Source organism: Phyllobacterium sp. MT110 (assembly GCF_058792715.1).
On the sequence record NZ_JBXAFE010000002.1, the window covers coordinates 353,968 to 375,442 of the forward strand.

Sequence of the window (21,475 nt, forward strand, 5' to 3'; positions counted from 1 at the left end):
GCTGTTTTTTAAAGTCGTGTTCTTTCTTTGCAAGAGCAAAAACAAAAACGGGCGGCCGTGAGCCACCCGTTTTGCAGTCTTGGCGATGCAGTAAAGCTTACTCGCTGGCAGCTGCTTCTTCAGCCGGTGCTTCGGCAGCGGCCTTAGCGGCTTCTTCAGCGGCCTTTGCAGCTTCAGCTTCAGCGGTAATCTTTGCCTTCGCGTCTTCTTCGGCCTGCTTGGCCATGGCAACGCGTTCCTGAGCCTTCTTACCCGGAAGACCCTTTTCAGGGTTGCTGCGCGTGTCGCGCTTGGCAATACCAGCCTGATCGAGGAAGCGCAGAACGCGGTCGGTTGGCTGCGCGCCGTGGCCGATCCAATGCTGAATGCGGTCAGCATCGAGCTTGACGCGATCGCCGTCCTTGGGAAGCATCGGGTTCCATGCGCCAACCGTTTCGATGAAGCGGCCATCGCGTGGGGCACGAACGTCAGCAATGACGATGTGGTAGTAAGGGCGCTTCTTGGAGCCGGCACGTGCCAGGCGGATTTTCAGTGACATGGGGTATTCTCCTGTTGGTTAGTTCGCGGCGTTTTCTTTGGCCGCAGTTGTTTCGTGATGTCTGATCACTTCCTTGACGATGAAGTTGAGAAACTTCTCGGCAAAATCCGGGTCGAGGTCGGCCGACTGGGCGAGGGCGCGCAGACGTTCGACCTGTTGTTTTTCGCGAGCGGGATCAGCGGCTGCGAGACCGTTTTTGGCCTTCAGCACACCCACGGCTTTGGTGCAGCGGAAACGTTCCGCCAGCATGTGGATCAGCGCCGCATCGATATTGTCGATGGAGGCACGCAGTTCGAGCAATTCTTTTGGCAGAGAGGAAGACGTCATGATTATCCCTTCTTCTTCGGCAGGCCGGGAAGCCCGCCACCAAGGCCGGGCAAGCGCGGGAGGCCGCCGCCCAAACCACCACCGAGGCCACCCGGAAGACCGGGAAGACCACCACCCTTGCCGAAGCCTGCGGCTTCCGCCTGCTTCTGCAAGGCCTCAAGCTGTTTCGGGTCCATCTTCGAGAGGTCAGGCATGCCGCCCATACCACCCATGCCGCCGAGACCCATCTTGGCACCAAGACCGCCCATCATCTGTTTCATGATGCCGCCTTTGCCCTTGCCGCCCATCGCCTTCATCATATCCGCCATCTGGCGGTGCATTTTGAGAAGCTTGTTGATGTCGGCGGCATTGGTGCCGGAGCCCTTGGCGATGCGCTGCTTGCGCGAATGTTTGAGCAAATCCGGATTGGTGCGCTCGGCGGCGGTCATCGAGGAAATGATCGCGAGCTGGCGCTTGAAGATGGAATCATCAAGGCCGGCTGCGGCCATCTGATCCTTCATCTTGCCCATGCCGGGCATCATGCCCATGATGCCGCCCATGCCGCCAAGCTTCTGCATCTGGCCGATCTGGTCCGCCAGATCATTGAGATCGAACTTGCCGGACTGCATCTTCTTGGCCATCGCCGCAGCTTTTTCCGCGTCGATGTTTTCGGCTGCCTTCTCGACCAGCGAAACGATGTCGCCCATGCCGAGAATGCGGTCGGCGATACGGCGGGGGTAGAATTCCTCCAGCGCATCCATCTTTTCGCCGGTGGCAATCAGCTTGATCGGCTTGCCAGTGACGGCGCGCATCGAAAGCGCGGCGCCGCCGCGGCCGTCACCATCCATGCGTGTCAGGACAAGACCGGTGATGCCGACACGTTCGTCAAAGGAGCGGGCGAGGTTGACGGCGTCCTGACCGGTCAGCGCATCGGCGACGAGCAGGATTTCATGCGGATTGGCCTTCTTCCTGATGTCGGCCATTTCGACCATCAGCGGCTCGTCAATATGCGTGCGGCCGGCGGTATCGAGAATGACAACGTCATGGCCGCCGAGCTTGGCAGCCTGCACGGCGCGCGCGGCAATCTCGACCGGTGTCTGGCCGGCGATGATCGGCAGCGTGTCGACGCCGGTCTGCACGCCGAGCTGGCGCAGCTGTTCCTGGGCGGCTGGACGGCGCGTGTCGAGCGACGCCAGCAGCACCTTCTTCTTCGACCGTTCGGTCAGGCGCTTGCCGATCTTGCCGGTGGTTGTGGTTTTACCGGAGCCCTGCAGGCCGACCATCATGATGACGACGGGCGCCGGGGCATTCAGATCGATGGTGACGCCTTCGGCGCCGAGCATGTCAACGAGTTCGTCATGGACGATCTTGACGACCATCTGGCCCGGCTTGATACTTTTCAGGACTTCGGCGCCAACCGCCTTGGCGCGAACCTTGTCCGTGAACGAGCGGACAACATCGAGGGCAACGTCAGCTTCGATGAGGGCCCGGCGCACTTCGCGCAAAGCCGCCGCGACGTCGGCATCCGACAACGCGCCACGGCCGGTCAGGCCATTCAAAATCGAACCTAGTCGTTCCTGTAAGCTCTCAAACATCCGTTTTCCTTTATCCTTTCGGGAACCGTTTCCCCGAGAGGTAAGCATCCTCCGCGCCAAAGCCCATAGTTAAAATGCGGCTCAAAGCAAAATTGCACCCGAGGGCGCATCGCGCTGTCGGGTGTTGGCCTCCGGGATCGTCGAACCCTTGCGGGGTCCCGGTCGGCTGCTCGGAGTTTGGAACTCGTCGCGGATTGATGGGCGGCTTAAACAGGAAATGCGGCTCAAAGTCAAGACAAGTGCATTAGGCGCGCTTTTTCAATCCTGCCGCTTCGCGCAAGGCCTCGTCGATGCGGCTCTGCCAGCCAGGGCCGCCGGAACGGAAATAATCGAGCACATCGGGGCTGAGGCGGATGGAAACCGGCGTCTTGGTGATATCCGCGACCGGCCTGCCCGGCTTGCGCCTGCTCAATTCGGTGATGAGCACCGTATCCGGATCCTCCAGCGCAGCCTTGGTCAGCGCGGCATCTTCTTCGGGAGTAATCTTACCCAACGCCGCTTGAATGCGTGCCCTGTGTGCTGCGCGTTGTTTCTCAGTCATATTCGGTTGCATATCTTTTGATCTCGGTGGTTGTTGATCTGCGCAAGGAGATAACTCTGATCTGGTCACCACGCTCGGTATAAATAAGCGTAAAAAGGGCATGTCCGATGAAGCCTATCGCCACGATTCGCTCTTCTGCGTAATTTTCCCGATCGTCCAAGCTTTCCAAAGCCGTGCCGAACTGAAATCGCTTTGCAAGTTCGAAATCCACGCCATGTTTGCGCAAATTGCTCCTGGCCTTTTCGTTATTCCATTCGAATTTACGCATGAAAATCGCTGTGGTCAATAATTAATGTATATACAAAAATATATACGGCTCGGCCGGAAAATTGCGGCTATTTTACAATGAAAGCGGAGCGATGCTGCTTATCAATACGTCTAAAGCGGCCGCCGAATCAGGTTGTATGTAGCAATTCTAGGTTGTGACGAGTCTGGCGTTTCCGGACTTGCTCACTGTCTTCAAAATGCCTTCAAGAAGCGCCAAAAGCCCGAAACCGGGTCAAAATAAACGGAATTGGCGCGGTTTCGCCAAATGTCGCCGGATTCTGCCAGATGACAGCGGATCAGAAAAATGGCAGATAGGTTCAAAGAAGATTCAACTTTTAAGGAGATTTCCATGGCATTTGTTGCCAAAGCCAGGTTTTTTGCAGGAGTCGCCGCAGCGGTTTTTCTGACTGCGGGTGCGGCGCAGGCCGCCGCCCAGTGCGGCAACAACTCCGCCGGATTTCCGGCATGGGTTCAGCAGTTCAAGCAGGAAGCCCAGTCGCAAGGGATCGGCAGCAAAGGCCTCAACGCGCTCAACAACGTGACCTATTCCACGAAGACGATCGCGCTGGATCGCAATCAGAAGAGCTTCAAGTACTCGCTCGAAAAGTTCCTGCAGGTTCGCGGCGGTCAGACGATCGTGTCGCGCGGCAAAAAGCAGAAGGCGCAGAATGCGGCGCTCTTTGCCAGCATCGAAAAGCGTTATGGCGTGCCAGCCGGCCCGATCATTGCCATCTGGGGCATGGAAACGGGCTTTGGCGCCTATATGGGTGACCAGCACACACTGTCCGCCGTATCGACGCTCGCCTATGACTGCCGCCGCAGCGACTATTTCCGCCAGCAGCTTTATGCGGCTTTGAAGCTGATCGATCACGGTGATCTGGCACCCGATGCGCGCGGTGCTTTGCACGGCGAAATCGGCCAGACCCAGTTCATGCCCGCCAACGTGCTGAAGTACGGTGTCGATGGTGATAGCAGCGGTCACATCGACATGGTGCGCTCCAAGGCCGATGCCCTGGCTTCCACTGCAAATTTCCTGGTTGGTCATGGCTGGCAGCGGGGCGCCGGCTATCAGCAGGGCGAGCCGAATTTCGCGGCGATTCAGGGTTGGAATGCCGCCACGGTTTACCAGCAGGCGATCGCGATCATGGGTGCGCAGATCGACGGCAAATAAGGCCTTTCTTCCGCTCCATCACGTTCAAGAGGCCGGTGTGTTCGCACCGGCCTTTTGCTTTTAGAAGCCTTCACAGGTCTCACCGATGGCGCCTTGGGCACTGGCGCTGATCTTGCCATCGCGGAAGCTGAATATCTCACGCGTATAGGTGGTGTTTTCGGGGAATTCGTAGCAGACGAGCATGGTCATCCTGCCGTTCTCCATCCCCTCAAGCCGATGCTTCACCTTGGTGTCTTTTGCCGCACTCTCCCATTCGGTGAGTGAAGCGAGGAATTCGCTTTTGTTCAGTTCGACTTCCTGGTCTTCCAGCACAATTGTGGCATCATCCGTCAGAAGATCGGCGAATTCGGCCCGGTCAACCGTTGCAAGCGCCTTGTACCAGCGCTCGACAAGAATCTCTGGTGCATCCCCGGCAAGCGAAGGCACCACGAGGCTGAAAAGCAGCGCGACGGCGATCACCAGTTTCCGCATGGGCTACTGTCCCGGCTGCAGGTCGACCAGTTCAGGGTCCGGGCGCAGGAAATCCCCCGTTTCAGGGTTCATCACCCAGAGCTCGCCTGTCGAGATATCGAACCAGGCGCCATGCAACGTGAGGCGTCCCTTCTTTTCCAGGATATCGACACAGGGAAAGCTGCGCAGGTTCCGCAGGGAGTAACGGATGGAAATGCGCTCCAGCGCGGTCTGGCGTTCGAACGGGGTCATCAGCTCGTTGGCGGCGACCGCTTCGGCGGCGGGGGCCACGAGGCTCATCCATTTGCCGATGAAGTCACCGGGCGAAAGCGGCTTGCTTTCCGTATCGAGCGCCGCCTTGATGCCGCCGCAACGGCCATGCCCCAGAACGACGATATTTTTCACCTTGAGGCTTTGCACGGCAAATTCGAGCGCGGCCGACGTCGCGTGGTACTCGCCGTCAGGCTCATAGGGCGGCACCAGATTGGCGACATTGCGGATGACGAAAATCTCGCCGGGGCTGGTGTCGAAAATGATTTCGGGGGCGGCGCGGGAGTCGCAGCAGGCGATTACCAGCGTTTCAGGGGTCTGGCCTTGTTCGGCCAACTGGCGGTAGCGCAGGGTTTCATTGGCATAACGCTGCGCCATGAAGGTGCGATAACCGGTGAGCAGTCTCTCAGGAAGCATGGTCATGATGGTGCATTAATCCCGATTGAAGGGAAGATCAATTGGTCTTGTGTCGGTAGACGCAATGCTGAAATGCGAGACCCCAGAATAGGGCCATTTCACGGCATGTCACCGGAATTGCGGAACCACGCCCCGTGTCGAAACGGCGCAGGTCAGGCCCGGATGCCTTTGCTCGGGTGCGTAAGGCGGCGCATCTGGATCATCGCCATCGGGCTGGACAGGCTGGAAGCATCCGCTTCCAGCATCAATTCGTCGGCGCCGCGCTTGGCCGAACGCGCCATGATCTCAAAGACCGACGCGGTGGTCCGCTGCAAAATCTGCTCGTGGTCGAGGCCAGCCAGCATGCGCGCCAGGAAGAGTGCCGACGTCAGGTCGCCGAGCCCGTTCGTCGGGCCGGTGACAAGGCGGTGCTCTGCCAGCATGGCGAAGGAATGGGTGACCAGAAGATTGCCCGTGCCGCCAGCCAGCATCGGATGGGCCGAGGTTACCAGCATCGTGCCGGGACCGGCATGCAGCGCGGCTTGCATGATCGACTTGTTGTCGGGAAGGTCGGCTCCGGCGAGCCAGGCCAATTCGAAACGGTTGGGCGTGGAGATATCGGCGAGAGGCATCAGTTCATCGCGAATGCCGATGGCAGTGGCTTCGGGAACATAAAGGCCTTTCGTGTCGCCGATCACAGGATCGCAGAGGTAAAGCACATCTTTGTTCTGGCTTTTGACCTTCTTGACGAGGCGGGCGACGGATGCCGCCTGCGCGGCATTGCCGAGATACCCGGTCATGATGGCGCGCACCTCGCCCAGCCACGGCGCGCGCTCCAGATCGGTGATCAGATCGTCGAACTGCTGGGGTTCCGGCACAATGCGCTTGGCTGGCCCGTGCCCCGGATGCCATGGCAAGACGACCGTGGGTACTGCCCAGACCGGATGTCCGAGAGTCTCAAGCGCAAACACCGCCGCACGGTTGCCAACGGAACCGCGCACCACGTGGCTTGAAATGACGATGACAGCATTGGAGGAGGGAGCAACAGAACCGGTCATGGGAATACTCGTAAAGGAGTTCGGAAAAGCGGGATGAGTGCGCAGACTCAGCTTTTGCCGGTAACAGAACTGATCAACCAGATAAACATGGCGAGCAAGACAAGCAATCCCAGAAACCGGCCGATGCGTGTCCCCCAGATTTCTATCGGATCGCTGGCATCGGCATCTTGCGCGGTGAAATGCCCCTTGGTTCTGGCAACAGTGCGGTCGATCACGGTTCCGCTGCCGGCATTGGACTCGTGGTTGACGCGTTCCAGAATCCGCGCCGATTCTGTTACAGTCTGACGTTCTTTGTCATTGGCAGCCATGGCGATTCCGCTTGATCCCTGTTGCAAGGCAGCATAGCGCTTTGCCAGTTCCTTTTGCAGCAAAAAATGGCTACGCTCAGCCTGCTTCGTTCCAAAACGGCCAACCGGTCAGGAAAATGAGTGTTGAGGAGAGGGTTTTATGCAGAAAATGGCGTCGTCGTCAGGCTTTTTGCCACGCAATGTTTTTTCGGTTCTGGCGCTTGCCATCCTCATGCCGCTGCTTTCCGCATGCGGCTTCAATACAATTCCGACCAATGAAGAGCAGGCCAAGGCCGCATGGAGCGAGGTGCTCAACCAGTATCAGCGCCGCGCGGACCTGATCCCGAATCTGGTCGAAACCGTCAAAGGTTATGCGGCTCAGGAAAAGGACGTGCTGACATCCGTGGTCGAGGCACGCGCCAAGGCGACGTCGGTGCAGGTGACGCCCGATACGCTGAAGGACCCCAATACCTTCAAGGCCTTCCAGGACAATCAGGCCAATCTCACCGGTGCCCTGTCGCGGCTTCTGGCGGTTGTCGAAAACTATCCCGACCTCAAATCCAACCAGAACTTCCTGGCATTGCAATCGCAGCTGGAAGGCACGGAAAACCGCATAGCCGTTGCCCGCCGCGATTATATCGAGGCGGTGCGCGTTTATAACACCTCGCTGAGGACCATGCCGACGATCATCTGGACGTGGATCTGGTACACCGGCAGCCAGCCCTATCAAACCTTCACCATCGACGATTCCGCCAAGCAGACGCCTCAAGTCAAATTCTAGGCTTTCAGAATGCGCACCATGCGCCAAAGCGCGGTCAATACGATGCGACGTCCCATCTTGATGCGGATTTCGCATGGTCTGCTGTTGATTCCGGTTCTGCTTGGGCTGTTGCTGGGCGGTGCCTTTGCGGCTGCGCTGCCAGCCCTGACGGGACGCGTGGTCGACGGCGCAAATGTCATCGATGCGGCAACGCGGGATGCCATCACCCAGAAGCTGGCGGCATTCGAGGCGAAGTCATCTGACCAGGTCGTCGTCGTGACGGTTCCAAGCCTTGATGGAGAGGCGATCGAGCCCTATTCCAACCGGCTTTATCGCGCCTGGGCGCTTGGCCAGAAGCAGGAAAACAACGGCGTCCTTCTGGTCGTCGCTCCCAGTGACCGCAAGGTGCGGATCGAGGTCGGCTATGGGCTGGAAGGAACGCTGACGGATCTGTTGTCCCGGCTGATCATCGAGAACGCCATTATTCCGGGCTTCCGTTCGGGCGACTATTCCGGTGGGATTGCGCGCGGGGTCGACGATATATTGACCGTGCTCTCCGGCGATTCAGCCGAACTCCAGGCACGGGCAAAGCGGAATATCCAGAAGGAGTCCTCCAACATCGACTGGTTCGGGGTGATTTTCATCTCGATCTGGGTGCTAATCTTCTTCGGTGGTTTCGGCATGGCGATCATGGCTTCGGTTTTCGGCCAGAAGATCGGGCCCGGCCGCTACAAATGGCTTGGCATGACCATCGATACACGATCCTCCTCGGGCGGCGGTTCCGGTGGAGGATGGTCATCGGGTGGTGGCGGTTGGTCTTCCGGCGGTGGCGGAGGCGGCGGCTTTTCCGGCGGGGGCGGTTCGTCCGGCGGCGGCGGCGCTTCGGGAAGTTGGTAGGAGAGAGCATGTCAATGATGAGCGACGAGGATCACGCCCGCATCGCCGAGGCGATCCGTGATGCGGAAAGCCGGACCAGCGGCGAAATCTACGCGGTGCTCGCCCGCCGCAGCGACAGCTATTTCTTCGTCGCCGGTTTTGTGGTCACCGTTGCCATCCTCATTGCAGCCGTCGTGGTCGCACTGGCGGCACACTGGTACTGGTTCACGATTTCACTGCCGCTGTTCGGTCTGGCCATTCTCGCCGCGTTTCTCACCGCTATCCTGCTGATCCGGCTGGTGCCGGGCCTTGGCATGCTGTTCGTGCCCAAGCGCATCCTCTATCAGCGCGCGCACCTCAACGCGGTTCAGCAATTCCTGGCGCGCAATGTTCACCTGACGGAAAAGCGCACCGGCATTCTCCTCTTCGTGTCCCTGGCCGAGCATTATGCGGAAGTCGTGGCGGATGCGGGCATCAATGCGCGTGTGCCGCAGGAGGAATGGAACGGCATTGTCGCAATCCTGACAAACCATGCGGCGCTGGATGATCATGCCTCCGGCTTTCTCAAGGCCATTCGGCATGCGGGGCAATTGCTTGAAACACACTTTCCGGCAGGTCCCGACAACGTCAACGAGCTCGATGACCATCTGGTGGAACTGTAGCCGGTCCAAATGTCATGCGAATTTTACCTCCGACGTGCAGTTTGCAGTCGAAAATGCAATTTCAGTGGCTATGATGAGCCAAAATGCCTGTTCAGGGAGAGAATCTGATGGCTTCAACAACAAAATCGGGCGCGAAAGCCGCCCTGAAATCAAAAACAGCAAAAGCCACGAAAGAAAAGAAGCAAGCACCCGGTTTGTTTGAAGAACTGCTGTTTGCGCGGGCGCCGGCAGAAGACCTTGCTGACTACGATGCAGGGGCGCTGAGAACGTCTGCCAGGCTTGCCGAGGATGCACTGAGCCGGTTCAAATCGGGAAAGCCCCTGATCGACCTTTCCGATGGCAGTACCGTCTCCCGCGATGGCAGACCGGTTACGGTTGTCACCCTGATCAATGATAACATGCCCTTCCTGCTCGACTCGGTTCTGGGTGAGATCAGCGAACGGGTTAGCTCGGTCTATCTGGTGTTGCATCCGGTGATGGACGTGGACCGGAAAAGCGGCGCGGTTATCGGTGCTGCAGGACCCGATAAGCCGGGCAAGGATGAAGCCCGCGTCTCCGTGATGCAGATTCACGTGCCGGCGCTGGATGCACCCGTGCGTGAAATCATGGTCGAAGCGCTCAATCTCGTGCTCAAGCAGGTGCGCGAAGCGGTGAATGACCGCGCCGCCATGGTTGCGCGTCTCGGCGATGCGATCGAAGCCTACAAGACCGGCAAGACGCCGATGAAGAAAGCCGCCGCCGAAGAGGCGGTCGAATTCCTCGAATGGCTGCGCGACAACAATTTCACCTTCCTCGGTGTGCGCGAATACGATTATCAGGGCGACGGCAGCCAGGGCGAACTGGAGCGGTCGGGCAAACCCGGGCTTGGTATTCTGCGTGATCCCGATGTGCGCGTGCTCAAGCGCGGCAACCAGGGCGTGACGACCACGCCGCAGATCATTGCGTTCCTCACCGGTCCCGAGCCGCTGATCGTCACCAAGGCGAACACCAAGTCGCTGGTGCATCGCCGCGGCTACATGGACTATATCGGCGTCAAGACCTATGACGCCGATGGCAAGGTGAGCGGCGAATTGCGCTTCGTCGGCCTATTCACCTCCGGGGCCTATACGCGTTCCGTGCTGAAGATCCCCTATCTGCGCTCGAAGACGGAAAGTGTCATCAGCCGCCTCGGATTCAACCGCGAGGATCACTCGGGCAAGCAGCTCATCAAGGTACTCGAAAGCTATCCGCGCGACGATCTTTTCCAGATCGACGTCAAGACACTGACCCGCAATGCCGAGATCATTCTGGCCCTGGGCGAGCGCCCGCGTGTGCGTGTCCTGCCGCGCATCGATCCTTTCGGCCGGTTTGCGTCCATCATCGTCTACGTGCCGCGCGAACGTTACGATTCCATCGTGCGCGAAAAGGTTGGTTCCTATCTCGCGGCAACCTATGAGGGACATGTTTCCGCCTATTATCCGGCATTTCCGGAAGGCAATCTGGCGCGTGTCCACTTCATCATCGGCCATGCGGAGAATGACTTCCCCAAGGTCAAGCGCGAGGCTTTGGAAGAAACCGTCCGGTCGATTGTCCGCACCTGGGAAGACGCCGTCGCCGAAGTTGGCGACCGCAGCGGCCTGGCGGAGTTCTCGTCGCTCGCCGCGGTATTCCCCGATTCCTACCGCGAAAACTTTTCGCCGGATGAAGCGCTGATCGATGCCAGCCGGATTGCCGGACTGTCGCGGACCAATCCGCTGTTTGTTGATTTCTACCGTCACCGGACCGATGGCGCCAATGCGGCGTCGCTGAAAATCTATCACTACGGCTCGGCCGTCGCCCTGTCCCAGCGCGTGCCGCTGCTCGAGAACATGGGCTTCCGCGTGATCAGCGAGCAGACGTTTGCCTTGCCTGCTGCCGATGGCAGCCCGCTTTTCGTGCATGACATGGAATTGGTCAGCACATCCGGGTCTTCCATCGATCTGAGGGACAATGGCGACCTGTTCGAAGATGTGTTCCGCAACATATGGGGCGGCGCTTCCGACAATGACGGCTACAATGCGCTCGCATTGACCGGGCAGTTGACGGCACGCCAGATCATCATCCTGCGCGCCTATGGCCGTTATCTGCAACAGGCCGGTATTCCCTATTCGCAGGATTACATCGCCATTGCGCTCAACCGCTACCCGGCGATTGCCAAGCAATTGTTCGATCTGTTCGAGCAGCGGCTCAATCCAAAAAAGGGTGCCGCAACGCAATCGCACCGCAAACAGGCAACGATTCGCGCTGCCATTGAAGAGGCATTGCAGGGTGTGCCGAGCCTTGATGATGACCGTATCCTGCGCCGTTTCCTCAATCTGATCGAATCGACATTGCGCACCAATGCCTTTGCGCCTGAAGAGGATGGCAGCGAGCGTGTGACATTGGCCTTCAAGCTCGACCCGCGCGCACTCGATGATCTGCCGGAGCCGCGGCCCTATCGCGAAATCTTTGTCTATGGTCCCGAAGTCGAGGGTGTCCACCTGCGCTTTGGTCCGGTCGCGCGCGGCGGGCTTCGCTGGTCGGACCGGGCACAGGACTACCGCACGGAAGTGCTGGGCCTCGTCAAGGCACAGCAGGTCAAGAATGCCGTCATCGTGCCGGTTGGCGCCAAGGGCGGGTTCTATCCGAAGCGCCTGCCGACGGGCGGCGACCGCAACGTGATCTTTGAAGCGGGACGTTCCGCCTACATCACCTTCATCGCGACGCTGTTGTCGGTGACCGATAACCTGCACGGTGAAACCGTTGTGCCGCCAGAGAATATCCTGCGGCTGGACGGGGACGATCCCTATTTCGTCGTGGCTGCCGACAAGGGCACGGCGACGTTCTCAGACACCGCCAACGCCATCAGCCAGGCACATGATTTCTGGCTGGACGATGCCTTTGCGTCGGGTGGTTCGGCCGGCTACGACCACAAGAAGATGGGCATCACCGCTCGCGGTGCCTGGGAAGCCGTGAAACGGCATTTCCGCGAAATCGGCACGGATATCCAAAAAGTACCGTTTGTGGCGGTTGGCGTCGGCGACATGTCCGGCGACGTCTTCGGCAATGGCATGCTGCTGTCGCCGCAGACGAAACTCGTTGCCGCGTTTGACCACCGCGATATCTTCATTGATCCGGAGCCCGACGTCAAAGCCAGCCTGAAGGAGCGGCAGCGCCTGTTCAACCTGCCGCGTTCGAGCTGGCAGGACTACGACAAGTCGAAGATTTCGGCGGGCGGCGGCGTGTTCTCCCGTTCGCAGAAGTCGATTACTTTGTCGAAGGAAGCCGCCAAGGTGATCGGCCTTGCCAAGACCACGGCAACGCCGTTCGAAATCATGACGGCCATCCTGAAAGCACCGGTCGATCTTCTGTGGTTCGGCGGCATCGGCACTTATATCCGCTCCAGCTTCGAGACGGACGCCGAAGTGGGCGACCGTGCCAATGACGCCATCCGCATCACCGGGCTTGATGTGCGGGCCAAGGTGATCGGCGAGGGTGCCAATCTCGGCGTGACGCAAAAGGCGCGCATCGAGTTCGGTCTCGCCGGTGGGCGCTGCAATTCCGACGCCATCGATAATTCGGCCGGCGTGAACACCTCCGACGTCGAGGTCAACATCAAGATTGCCCTCGCGCAGGCCATGCGTTCGGGAAAACTGCAGCGCGACAAGCGCGATACGCTGCTCGAATCGATGACGGACGAAGTAGGGCATCTCGTCCTGCGCAACAATTATCTGCAGACGCTGGCGCTGTCGCTGGCGCAGCGGCGCGGGTTGACCGATCTTGCCTATCAGTCGCGGTTCATGAGCGAACTGGAAGCCCGGAAGCTGTTGAACCGCAAGGTAGAAACGCTGCCGGATGACAAGGCGTTGGCCGAAAGGCAGGCTGATGGCATAGCGCTTAGCCGCGCCGAACTCGGTGTCCTGCTCGCCTACGCCAAGATCGTGCTGTCCGATCAATTGCTGGCCAGCAACCTGCCGGATGATCCCTATCTGGAACGGGGATTGCTCGATTACTTCCCGAAGCAGATGAAGGAAGGCTACGGCGAGGAAATCCGCACGCATCGTCTGCGCCGGGAAATCATTGCGACGCAGCTTGCCAATGATGCCATCAACCGGGGCGGACCGACCTTTGTCAGCCGTCTTGCCGATCTGACGGGGCAGTCGGCTCCGGATATCGTCCGGGCCTATGTGATCGTGCGTGACGGTTTCGAAGTCGATGGGGTGCTTGCCGACATCGATGCGCTCGACAATGCTCTGCCCGGCGACGTGCAGAACGGGTTCTATGCCAAGGTGGCGCAGATGCTCAACTGGACAACGGCGTGGGTTCTGCGCAACCGGACCGGCGGCATCGGCCTGGAGGCGGCAATCAAGGAAATCAAATCGGCCCGCAGCACGCTCCAGCCCAAACTGGAGAAGCTGCTGCCGCCGTCCATGAGCAGCCAGCTGCGCGACGATACGGCCTATTACGCCGGACAAGGTGCACCTGCGGCCCTGGCGGCTCAGCTCGCCCGGCTGGAAATCGCGCCGATCATTCCGGATATCGCTGCCGTCGCCCAACAGGCCGGTACCGACATTGCCAGTGCCGCCAAGGCGTATTTCGATATCTCCGAAGCGTTCCGCATCGGCCGTATCGTTGAAGCCGCCCGGGGTGTTTCCGTCGCGGACTACTATGACGGTATCGCGCTGGCCCGTGCATCCGACCTGATTTCGCAGGCGCGGCGCGGTATTGCCGTGGCGGCACTCAGCGAGCATGGCAAGAAGTCCGATCCGGCCAAGGAATGGTTGGCCGGACGCGGCTCGCAGGTCGATGAGGTGCGTCAGCGTATGGCGAATATCGTCGAGGGCGGAGACCTCACGGTCTCGCGTCTCGCCGTTGCCGCCGGATTGCTTTCCGACCTGTCCTAGAACAGGCTGGGGGACCGGATCAGGGGAAGGAAACGACATGGCTGCGTCTAAACGGGGCATCTGGGGATGGATGCTCTTCGACTGGGCGGCGCAGCCATTCTTCACCGTTGTCACGACCTTCATCTTCGGTCCCTATTTCGTTGCGCGGATGGCGAGTGATCCCGCCATCGGCCAGGCCGCCTGGGGTTATGGCATTGCCATATCCGGCCTCGTCATCGCCGTACTGTCGCCCGTCCTCGGGTCGATTGCCGATCAGACCGGGGCGCGCAAGCCGTGGATCGGCTTTTTTGCCGTCATCCAGATCATTGCCCTGTCGATGCTGTGGTTCGCCGCGCCGGGTTCAAGTCTCATTGCTCCGCTGATCTTCTTTTCCCTGGCGTCGATTGCCGCGGAATTCTCCATTGTTTTCAACGACTCGATGATGCCACGGCTGGTGCCGGAAAAGGATATCGGGCGCATTTCCAACATGGCGTGGGGACTCGGTTATCTCGGCGGCATGATTGCCCTGATCTTTGTCGTCGCCTTCATGGCCGGCTCGCCGGAAACCGGAAAAACCATGCTGGGATGGCAGCCGATCCTGGGGCTTGATCCCGCTGCAGGCGAGGGCGACCGCGCTACCGGACCTCTGTCCGCACTGTGGTATCTGGTTTTCGTGCTGCCGATGTTCCTGTTCACGCCCGACAGCGCGAGGGGGCTGCCCATCGGCAAGGCGGTGCGCGGGGGGCTCGCGGAGTTGAAATCCACCATTGGTGAGGTGCGCCGGCGTCCGGGTATCTTCCGCTTTCTCATCGCACGCATGATTTACCAGGATGGCGTCAACGCCCTGATCGCCCTTGGCGGGGCATTTGCCGCGATCATGTTCGGCTGGGCAACCGTGGAGATCGGCATCTACGGCATCATCCTGAATGTCATTGCGATTTTCGGCTGCCTAGCCGCGAGCTGGCTCGATACGCGGATCGGCTCGAAGGCGGTGGTGGTGATCTCGCTGCTGCTATTGACCGTCGCGGCCATCGGCATCGTCTCGACTGGGCCTGGCTACACACTGTTTGGATTGTTGCCGCTGACCGGCGCCGATACGGGCGGGCTGTTCAAGACACCCGCCGAGAAGGCCTTCATCGTGTTCGGGCTTCTCATCGGCCTTGCCTTCGGCCCGGTGCAGGCATCGTCGCGGTCCTACATGGCCCGCAGCGTGTCGATCGACGAAGCGGGCCGCTATTTCGGCATCTATGCCCTGTCGGGGCGGGCAACCAGTTTTCTCGCGCCATTCATGGTTGCCACCGTGACAGCGCTGAGCGGATCGCCACGCCTCGGCATGGCGATGATCATCGTCTTCCTGCTGGCCGGACTGGCTGTCCTGTTGCGGACACCCTATCCCGCCGCAATTCCCGTCAAACCTAGTGCCTGAAATGGCGCATGCCGGTGAACACCATGGCAATGCCGTGTTCATCGGCCGCAGCGATAACGTCATCGTCCCGCATGGAACCACCGGGCTGGATAACGGCCGTGGCTCCGGCGGCAACCGCTGACAGCAAGCCGTCGGCGAAGGGGAAGAACGCGTCGGAGGCGACGACCGAGCCTTTGGTCAGAGGTGTCGCCAATCCGGCGGCTTCAGCAGCATCTTCTGCCTTGCGGGCGGCAATGCGTGCGGAATCAACGCGGCTCATCTGACCGGCGCCGATGCCGACCGCCGCGCCATCCTTCACATAGACGATGGCATTGGATTTGACATGCTTGGCGATGCGGAAGGCGAGCTTCAGGTCGGTCATTTCCTGTTCGGTCGGGGCACGCTTGGTCACGACCTTCAGATCGAGATCGTCGACCACGCCGCTGTCGCGTGACTGGACGAGAATACCACCGGCAACAGTCTTTGCGGTGATACCGGATGCACGCGGATCGGGCAGGCCGCCGGTGACGAGCAGGCGAAGGTTTTTCTTGGCGGCAACGATTGCCTGCGCTTCCGGCGTTGCATCCGGCGCGATGATCACTTCGGTGAAGGTCTTGACGATTTCTTCCGCCGCGTCCGCATCGAGCGTCTTGTTGAGCGCGACAATGCCGCCGAAGGCCGAAACGGGATCGCAGGCCAGCGCCTTGAGATAGGCTTCCTTCAGTGTCGCGCCCTCAGCCACGCCGCAGGGGTTGGCATGCTTGATGATGGCGACGGCGGAGGTGCGGGCCGGATCGAACTCGGCAACGAGTTCGAAAGCTGCGTCGGTATCATTGATGTTGTTGTAGGAAAGCTGCTTGCCCTGCAGCTGGGTTGCCGTTGCAACGCCCGGACGCTTTTCCCCGGTGAGATAAAAACCGGCGGACTGATGCGGGTTTTCACCGTAGCGCATGACGGAATGCAGATGGCCGCCGATGGCCCGGCGCGAGGGCGTCTCGGTCATCAGCGCTTCGGCAAACCATCCGGAGATGGCCGCATCATAGGTTGCCGTGCGGGCATAGGCCTTGGCGGCGAGGCTCTGGCGGAAAGAATAGGGCAGTGATCCCTCGTGCTTGTCGAGCATGGCAATCACCATCTCGTAATCACCCGTATCGGTGACCACGCCGACATAGGCATGGTTCTTTGCCGCCGCGCGGATCATGGCCGGTCCGCCGATGTCGATGTTCTCAACGATATTGGCGTAGTCGGCACCGGAATGGCGGACCTCTTCAAAGGGGTAGAGGTTGATGACTGCCAGATCGATGGCGCCGATGCCGTGCGCCTGCATGGCATCGGCATGCTCCGGATCGTCACGCACTGCCAGAAGGCCGCCATGCACCTTGGGGTGCAGAGTCTTGACGCGGCCATCCATGATCTCGGGAAAGTTGGTGATCTCGGAAACGTCAATGACCGGAATGCCTTCCGCCGCGATGGTCTTCGAGGTTCCGCCCGTCGACAGGATTTCGATACCGTGCCGGTGCAGCGCATGGGCGAGGGCTGTCAGGCCCGCCTTGTCGGAAACTGAAATGAGCGCACGCTTGACGGGATGAAGGTTCGGGGCGGGAATGGATTTTGCAGTGACGGCCATGGGAGAATTCGTCCTCAGCGGGAAAGTTTGGGGGATTTGGACAGCCGGTTAGCACAGGCAGCCAAGGAATCCTACTTCCGATCGCATATTCAGACGAATTGGGGCGGTTTTCCCCACCACAAGGGGTCAGCCATAGGCGCCGAGGGATGTCCGGGTGAATTGCCATTCCACTTCCGGCAGTTGCGCCGCACTCAGCGAAAGCGTGATCTGGCGCGTTTTGACCGGCCCGCGGAACCCGGCGAAGAACAGTGAGTCTTCGATGAAGGGCTGAACGGTGGCGGAAAACATCCAGATATCGTCATTGTCCACCTGCAGGATGATCAGGCCGTTATCATCGACACTGACATTGACCGCCGGATGGAGATGAAAGCGGATGACCACATTTTCGCGGCCGGTCCCGCGCAGCGGATTGCGGCCGGCGGCAAAGAAACTGTCGATGCCCTCGATGACGCTGCCATTGTGCGACAGGACGATCTGGCGTTCGTGGTAGATGCCGAATGGCCGGACATAGCCATTGTGGTTGGCGACGAAACCAACGGCCCCCGGCCGTTCGATCCGCTCGACATTGACCTTTGTTGGCCCGGCGATGATCGGCGTGCCGATCATTGTGGAAAGCCCGGAGGTCGCGCTGAAGCGGCATGACGAGGTGTCATTGATCGTCGCGGTGGAATGCGCGGCCGTGGAGCGTGCCAGCGGGCGGAATTCCTCCGGACCGTAGCGGTCGACACCGGCATTGACGATGTAGCGATTGCGCCCGGATGACATTTCGAAGGACAGGCACCCGGCATGGGCGTCGCGCGACGCGGTGACCGGCGGCGCAAGGCCGGTATCGGCAATGATGGTGGTCGAATCCATCGAGAGCCGCTCATAACCCGAATGCAGCGCATGGGTCAGGGGCAGGCCGCCAATATCGTCATGGCGCAGAACGGCGATGACGCGTTCCGGCATCGTCGCGCCGACGCCGTTGAACAGAGCCAGGTTGCCGTCGTGATGGCGGAAGAAACGCAACGCGGGCAGCATGCGCTCGATGGCTTCCATCAGCGCCTTCGGCGGTGCCTCGGTGCCGCTGGCATAGGTCTGTCGCAGCGGAAGAAGGTCGGCCAGAAGTTCGAGCACCGTCAGCGGATTGCGGGAGATATGCCCGCCATCCGGCAGGATCTGGTGAATGAGCTCAAACTCGAGATTGCGACGGGCCGAGCGCGCCGTATTGGATGAAACGGGCAGCGCCAGCGCGGCAAAGGCAAGCGCAATGCGGGCGCGCAGCTTCTCTTCGCCATCGTCCATCACGGCGGCCATGGTCCTGAGATAACGCACCTGGGTGGCGAGCGAACGCATGAATTGCCGGTATGCCCGCAGGTCGGCACCCGCCAGGATGAGGCTGGAATGCTGGAGCCAGGCAATAATGCGCTGGGCTGTGACCTCGGGAGCCCAGGCGGGGCCGCCGATCGAGCGCCCGTGGGTCGCTATCCAGTCGCTGAGCAGCGCGCGGGCATTGGCTGTTGCAAGCTCGGTGCCGGAAGCACGCATATGGCGCAGCCAGCCGAAATTGTGCAGCGCCGCCTGCCAGGCGGTATTGGGTGGCTCGACGATGAAGGGCGAGCGGCCGCCGGTCTCAACCACCCGGCCGGCAAGCGCAAAGCGGCCATGGTAAAATTCTTCTGCAAGCTGCGGGTCGGCTGGGCGCAAATCCTGCGGTGCAATGAGCACACGTTCGGGGGTGAACCCGGTGAAACGCCAGCGAAACAGCGGCCCCATGCGCAAGCGCCTGCGAAAACGGCGCCACAATTGCGCAGTCGCAAGTCCCCAAAGTTGCGGTGTTTCGCTAAAAGCGACCATCTCGCGGCATTTCCTCGCTTCGCCGCATTCCGGCGCCCTTCAGTCTGCTGTTACGCATGTTCGCGAAACATGTCCCGCACGGCGGAATCCTGTCCCGGCTCCCTGAAATCATTGCTTTGGTTTCAACCCATCGACGACAAATCGGGACTATGCAACCAAAACAGTTAAAATTTTAGTATTTGATTTTAATCTTTCCGGCGAAAACGTGCAGCGAAGAAACCATCCATGCCTGAGAGGGCCGGATCATCGTTGGCAAGGTCAGCCGGTGTGGAACGCACATAGCCCTCCGGGGTGATCAGTTCGGCAAGTCCGCCCACCTCGTCCTTGCTTACGGGCAGCAATTCGATGGACGGATTCTTGGCCAGAAGATCGTTGGCAACCTTTTCGCCTTCCAGCGGATCGAGCGAGCAATTGGAAAAGACCACGACTCCGCCGGGACGAACCAGGGTGACCGCGTGATCGAGCAGCTTGGCCTGAAGCGTTGCCAGCTTCTGGATATCGGCCGGCGACTTCGTCCACGGAACGTCGGGATGGCGCCGCACGGTGCCGGTGGAGGAACAGGGCGCATCGAGCAGAACCGCGTCGAACGGTTCAGCTGGAGTATAGACGGCGAGATTGGCTTCCACGGTTTCTGCCGTCAGTTGCAGGCGCTCAAGGTTGGATCGCAGGCGTTTCAACCGATTGGCCGACAGGTCAAGCGCCGTGACATGCGCACCAGCCTGCGCCAATTGCGCGGTCTTACCGCCGGGAGCGGCACAGAGGTCGGCAACACGCTTTCCCTTGATGTCGCCAAAGAGTTTTGCAGGAAGGCTAGCTGCCGTATCCTGCACCCACCAGTCGCCCTCCGCAAAGCCTGCAAGGCTGGTCAGCGCACCATCGACCTGGGCGATGCGCACCGATCCGGTTGGGAGGGCAATGCCGCCAAGGCGGTCTGCCCATTCCTGCGGATCGCCCTTGACGGTGAGGTCAATGGGCGGTTCTTTGCTCTGTATATCCAGGATAGCCTTGGCTTTTTCCTTGCCATAGGCGGCGATCAGGCCGTCTTCGAACCACGCCGGCACGTTGCTCGCATTCGAAACGAGAGTGTCTCTCTCACGCGACAGGCGGCGCAGCACGGCATTGACCATCGAAGCGAAGCGGCGGTTGCGCGGATCGTTGTTGGCGGCGGTCACCGCCAGATCGACAGCGGCCCGATCGGGGATATCGAGATAGAGAATCTGTGCAGCGGCCACGTGCAGCAAGTGACGCAGGGCAACGGCGTTTTCGGGCAGCGGCCGGTCGATCAGCTGACCGATGGCTGCTTCAATGGCGCCGCGATTGCGCAGGGCAGCACCCAGTATGGCGCGAACCAGCGACCGGTCGCGGTCGTCAAGCGCCATGTATTGCGGATGACCGTTGCTGTTGTCGGTCAGTCCATCCAGCGATGTCTGCTTTTCAATGACGGCACCCAGCAGCCGGGTCGCGCATTGGCGCGCCGCCAGCCCCGGCCGGTCTTCGGCCTCGTGGTAATTTGAGGCGCTGTTCTTCCTGCCAGACGGCCGCTTTCTCTCCTGTCCCGCGCTCATGCCCATGGGCCTTTACGCGAGGAACCGTCACGGCCCCAGGGGGACGGCGGCTCGTCCTGAGGCTCCTCCTGTGCGGAAGCAGCCGGCGTCGCCATTGGCTGCGGTGCGGCAGGACGCTGGCGAAACTCTTCAACCATGGCCTGCAAGGCCGCGATACGGTTTTCGGTGCTCGGATGGGTGGAGAACAAATTGTCAGCTCCTTGGCCGCTCAATGGATTGATGATGAAGAGCGACGCGGAGGCAGGGTTGCGCTCGGCTTCCTCGTTGACGATCTCCTTGGCGCCGGGGGCAATCTTGTTGAGTGCGGAGGCGAGCCACAGCGGGTTGCCGCAAATCTCCGCGCCGCGCCGGTCCGCCGAGTATTCGCGCGTCCGGCTTATGGCCATCTGCACGATCATGGCGGCGAACGGCGCAACGATCATGGCAACGAGAACGCCGATGAAACCGAGGGGATTGTTGTTGTTGCGATTGCCGCCGCCAAAGAACATGGCAAAATTGCCAAGCATGGAGATTGCTCCGGCGAGGGTGGCTGTGACGGTCATGGTCAGGGTATCGCGGTGTTCGACATGCGCCAGCTCGTGCGCCATGACAGCTGCAACCTCGTTCGGTGACAGGCGGTGCAGCAGTCCGGTGGATGCGGCCACCGCGGCGTTCTGCGGATTGCGTCCCGTGGCGAAAGCATTCGGCTGATCATTTTCGATGAGATAGACTCGTGGCATGGGCAAGCCAGCGCGCGCGGCGAGATCGCGCACGATGCCGTAATATTCGGGTGCGTTGTTCTGGTCGACTTCCACGGCGTTGTACATCCGCAGGACCATCTTGTCTGAGTTCCAGTAGCTGAAGAGATTCATGCCTGTCGCAACGACGAGGGCAATCAGCATGCCGCCGGTGCCGCCAATGAGAAAACCGACGCCCATGAACAAGGCGGTCATGAAGGCGAGCAGCATTCCAGTGCGCATTACATTCATGGTGTCATTCCCCGCAT

The 21,475-nt window shown here is 60.2% G+C and carries 19 protein-coding genes; 6 read left to right on the plus strand and 13 right to left on the minus strand.

Annotation, left to right across the window (positions count from 1 at the left end):
- Positions 1–97: 97 nt before the first annotated feature.
- The 5 genes from rpsP to AC1Q5O_RS13325 all read right to left on the minus strand — a co-directional run bounded on the left by rpsP (position 98) and on the right by AC1Q5O_RS13325 (position 3,248).
- Positions 98–538, minus strand: coding sequence for a 30S ribosomal protein S16 (gene rpsP / locus AC1Q5O_RS13305; protein ID WP_492563555.1), 441 nt, complete (start codon positions 536–538; stop codon positions 98–100).
- An 18-nt stretch (positions 539–556) separates the two neighbouring features.
- On the minus strand, positions 557–865 hold the full coding sequence (locus AC1Q5O_RS13310; RefSeq protein WP_223613835.1) for a chorismate mutase: 309 nt from the start codon (positions 863–865) through the stop codon (positions 557–559).
- 2 nt (positions 866–867) lie between these two features.
- The gene (gene ffh / locus AC1Q5O_RS13315; RefSeq protein WP_223613834.1) at positions 868–2,439 is read right to left on the minus strand and encodes a signal recognition particle protein; all 1,572 of its coding nucleotides are present in this window, start codon (positions 2,437–2,439) and stop codon (positions 868–870) included.
- Positions 2,440–2,683: 244 nt separating this feature from the next.
- A complete protein-coding gene (locus AC1Q5O_RS13320; protein ID WP_492563557.1) occupies positions 2,684–2,980 on the minus strand; it encodes a BrnA antitoxin family protein in 297 nt (98 codons plus the stop codon).
- Positions 2,973–3,248, minus strand: coding sequence for a BrnT family toxin (locus tag AC1Q5O_RS13325; RefSeq protein WP_492563558.1), 276 nt, complete (start codon positions 3,246–3,248; stop codon positions 2,973–2,975). Before AC1Q5O_RS13325 ends, AC1Q5O_RS13320 begins: the two co-directional genes overlap by 8 nt.
- 348 nt (positions 3,249–3,596) lie before the next feature.
- Between AC1Q5O_RS13325 and AC1Q5O_RS13330 the strand changes: the two genes are divergently transcribed.
- Positions 3,597–4,418, plus strand: a complete 822-nt coding sequence (locus AC1Q5O_RS13330) for a lytic murein transglycosylase (RefSeq protein ID WP_346305172.1) — start codon at positions 3,597–3,599, stop codon at positions 4,416–4,418.
- Positions 4,419–4,478: 60 nt separating this feature from the next.
- Here AC1Q5O_RS13330 and AC1Q5O_RS13335 read toward each other — a convergent pair whose 3' ends face one another.
- From AC1Q5O_RS13335 to AC1Q5O_RS13350, 4 genes are all read right to left on the minus strand, one after another.
- A complete protein-coding gene (locus AC1Q5O_RS13335; RefSeq protein WP_492563561.1) occupies positions 4,479–4,889 on the minus strand; it encodes a Cif family virulence factor in 411 nt (136 codons plus the stop codon).
- 3 nt (positions 4,890–4,892) lie between these two features.
- Entirely contained in the window at positions 4,893–5,561 is a 669-nt protein-coding gene (locus AC1Q5O_RS13340) for a carbonic anhydrase (RefSeq protein ID WP_223613829.1), read from the minus strand.
- 146 nt (positions 5,562–5,707) lie between these two features.
- Complete coding sequence (gene pdxY, locus AC1Q5O_RS13345) at positions 5,708–6,592, minus strand: pyridoxal kinase PdxY (RefSeq protein ID WP_464661785.1); 885 nt, start codon at positions 6,590–6,592, stop codon at positions 5,708–5,710.
- 47 nt (positions 6,593–6,639) lie between these two features.
- A complete protein-coding gene (locus AC1Q5O_RS13350; protein ID WP_223613827.1) occupies positions 6,640–6,900 on the minus strand; it encodes a hypothetical protein in 261 nt (86 codons plus the stop codon).
- A 139-nt stretch (positions 6,901–7,039) separates the two neighbouring features.
- On the opposite strand from AC1Q5O_RS13350, the gene AC1Q5O_RS13355 reads away from it, so the two are divergent.
- The 5 genes from AC1Q5O_RS13355 (at position 7,040) to AC1Q5O_RS13375 (ending at position 15,483) form a co-directional block, all read left to right on the plus strand.
- Entirely contained in the window at positions 7,040–7,660 is a 621-nt protein-coding gene (locus AC1Q5O_RS13355) for a LemA family protein (protein ID WP_492563564.1), read from the plus strand.
- A gap of 60 nt (positions 7,661–7,720) precedes the next feature.
- On the plus strand, positions 7,721–8,536 hold the full coding sequence (locus AC1Q5O_RS13360; RefSeq protein WP_403181013.1) for a TPM domain-containing protein: 816 nt from the start codon (positions 7,721–7,723) through the stop codon (positions 8,534–8,536).
- A gap of 8 nt (positions 8,537–8,544) precedes the next feature.
- Entirely contained in the window at positions 8,545–9,177 is a 633-nt protein-coding gene (locus tag AC1Q5O_RS13365; protein WP_223613826.1) for a TPM domain-containing protein, read from the plus strand.
- A gap of 107 nt (positions 9,178–9,284) precedes the next feature.
- A complete protein-coding gene (locus tag AC1Q5O_RS13370; protein WP_492563567.1) occupies positions 9,285–14,078 on the plus strand; it encodes an NAD-glutamate dehydrogenase in 4,794 nt (1,597 codons plus the stop codon).
- A 37-nt stretch (positions 14,079–14,115) separates the two neighbouring features.
- Positions 14,116–15,483: an MFS transporter gene (locus tag AC1Q5O_RS13375; RefSeq protein WP_492563569.1), complete on the plus strand. Its 1,368-nt coding sequence runs from the start codon at positions 14,116–14,118 to the stop codon at positions 15,481–15,483.
- On the opposite strand, the gene purH is transcribed toward AC1Q5O_RS13375, so the two are convergent.
- The 4 genes from purH to htpX all read right to left on the minus strand — a co-directional run bounded on the left by purH (position 15,473) and on the right by htpX (position 21,458).
- The gene (gene purH, locus AC1Q5O_RS13380; RefSeq protein WP_492563571.1) at positions 15,473–17,089 is read right to left on the minus strand and encodes a bifunctional phosphoribosylaminoimidazolecarboxamide formyltransferase/IMP cyclohydrolase; all 1,617 of its coding nucleotides are present in this window, start codon (positions 17,087–17,089) and stop codon (positions 15,473–15,475) included. The genes AC1Q5O_RS13375 and purH overlap by 11 nt on opposite strands.
- Positions 17,090–17,215: 126 nt before the next feature.
- The gene (locus AC1Q5O_RS13385) at positions 17,216–18,925 is read right to left on the minus strand and encodes a heparinase II/III family protein (protein WP_492563573.1); all 1,710 of its coding nucleotides are present in this window, start codon (positions 18,923–18,925) and stop codon (positions 17,216–17,218) included.
- Positions 18,926–19,110: 185 nt separating this feature from the next.
- Positions 19,111–20,490: an RsmB/NOP family class I SAM-dependent RNA methyltransferase gene (locus AC1Q5O_RS13390; RefSeq protein WP_492563574.1), complete on the minus strand. Its 1,380-nt coding sequence runs from the start codon at positions 20,488–20,490 to the stop codon at positions 19,111–19,113.
- Complete coding sequence (htpX, locus tag AC1Q5O_RS13395; protein ID WP_492563576.1) at positions 20,487–21,458, minus strand: zinc metalloprotease HtpX; 972 nt, start codon at positions 21,456–21,458, stop codon at positions 20,487–20,489. Before htpX ends, AC1Q5O_RS13390 begins: the two co-directional genes overlap by 4 nt.
- Positions 21,459–21,475 lie beyond the last annotated feature (17 nt).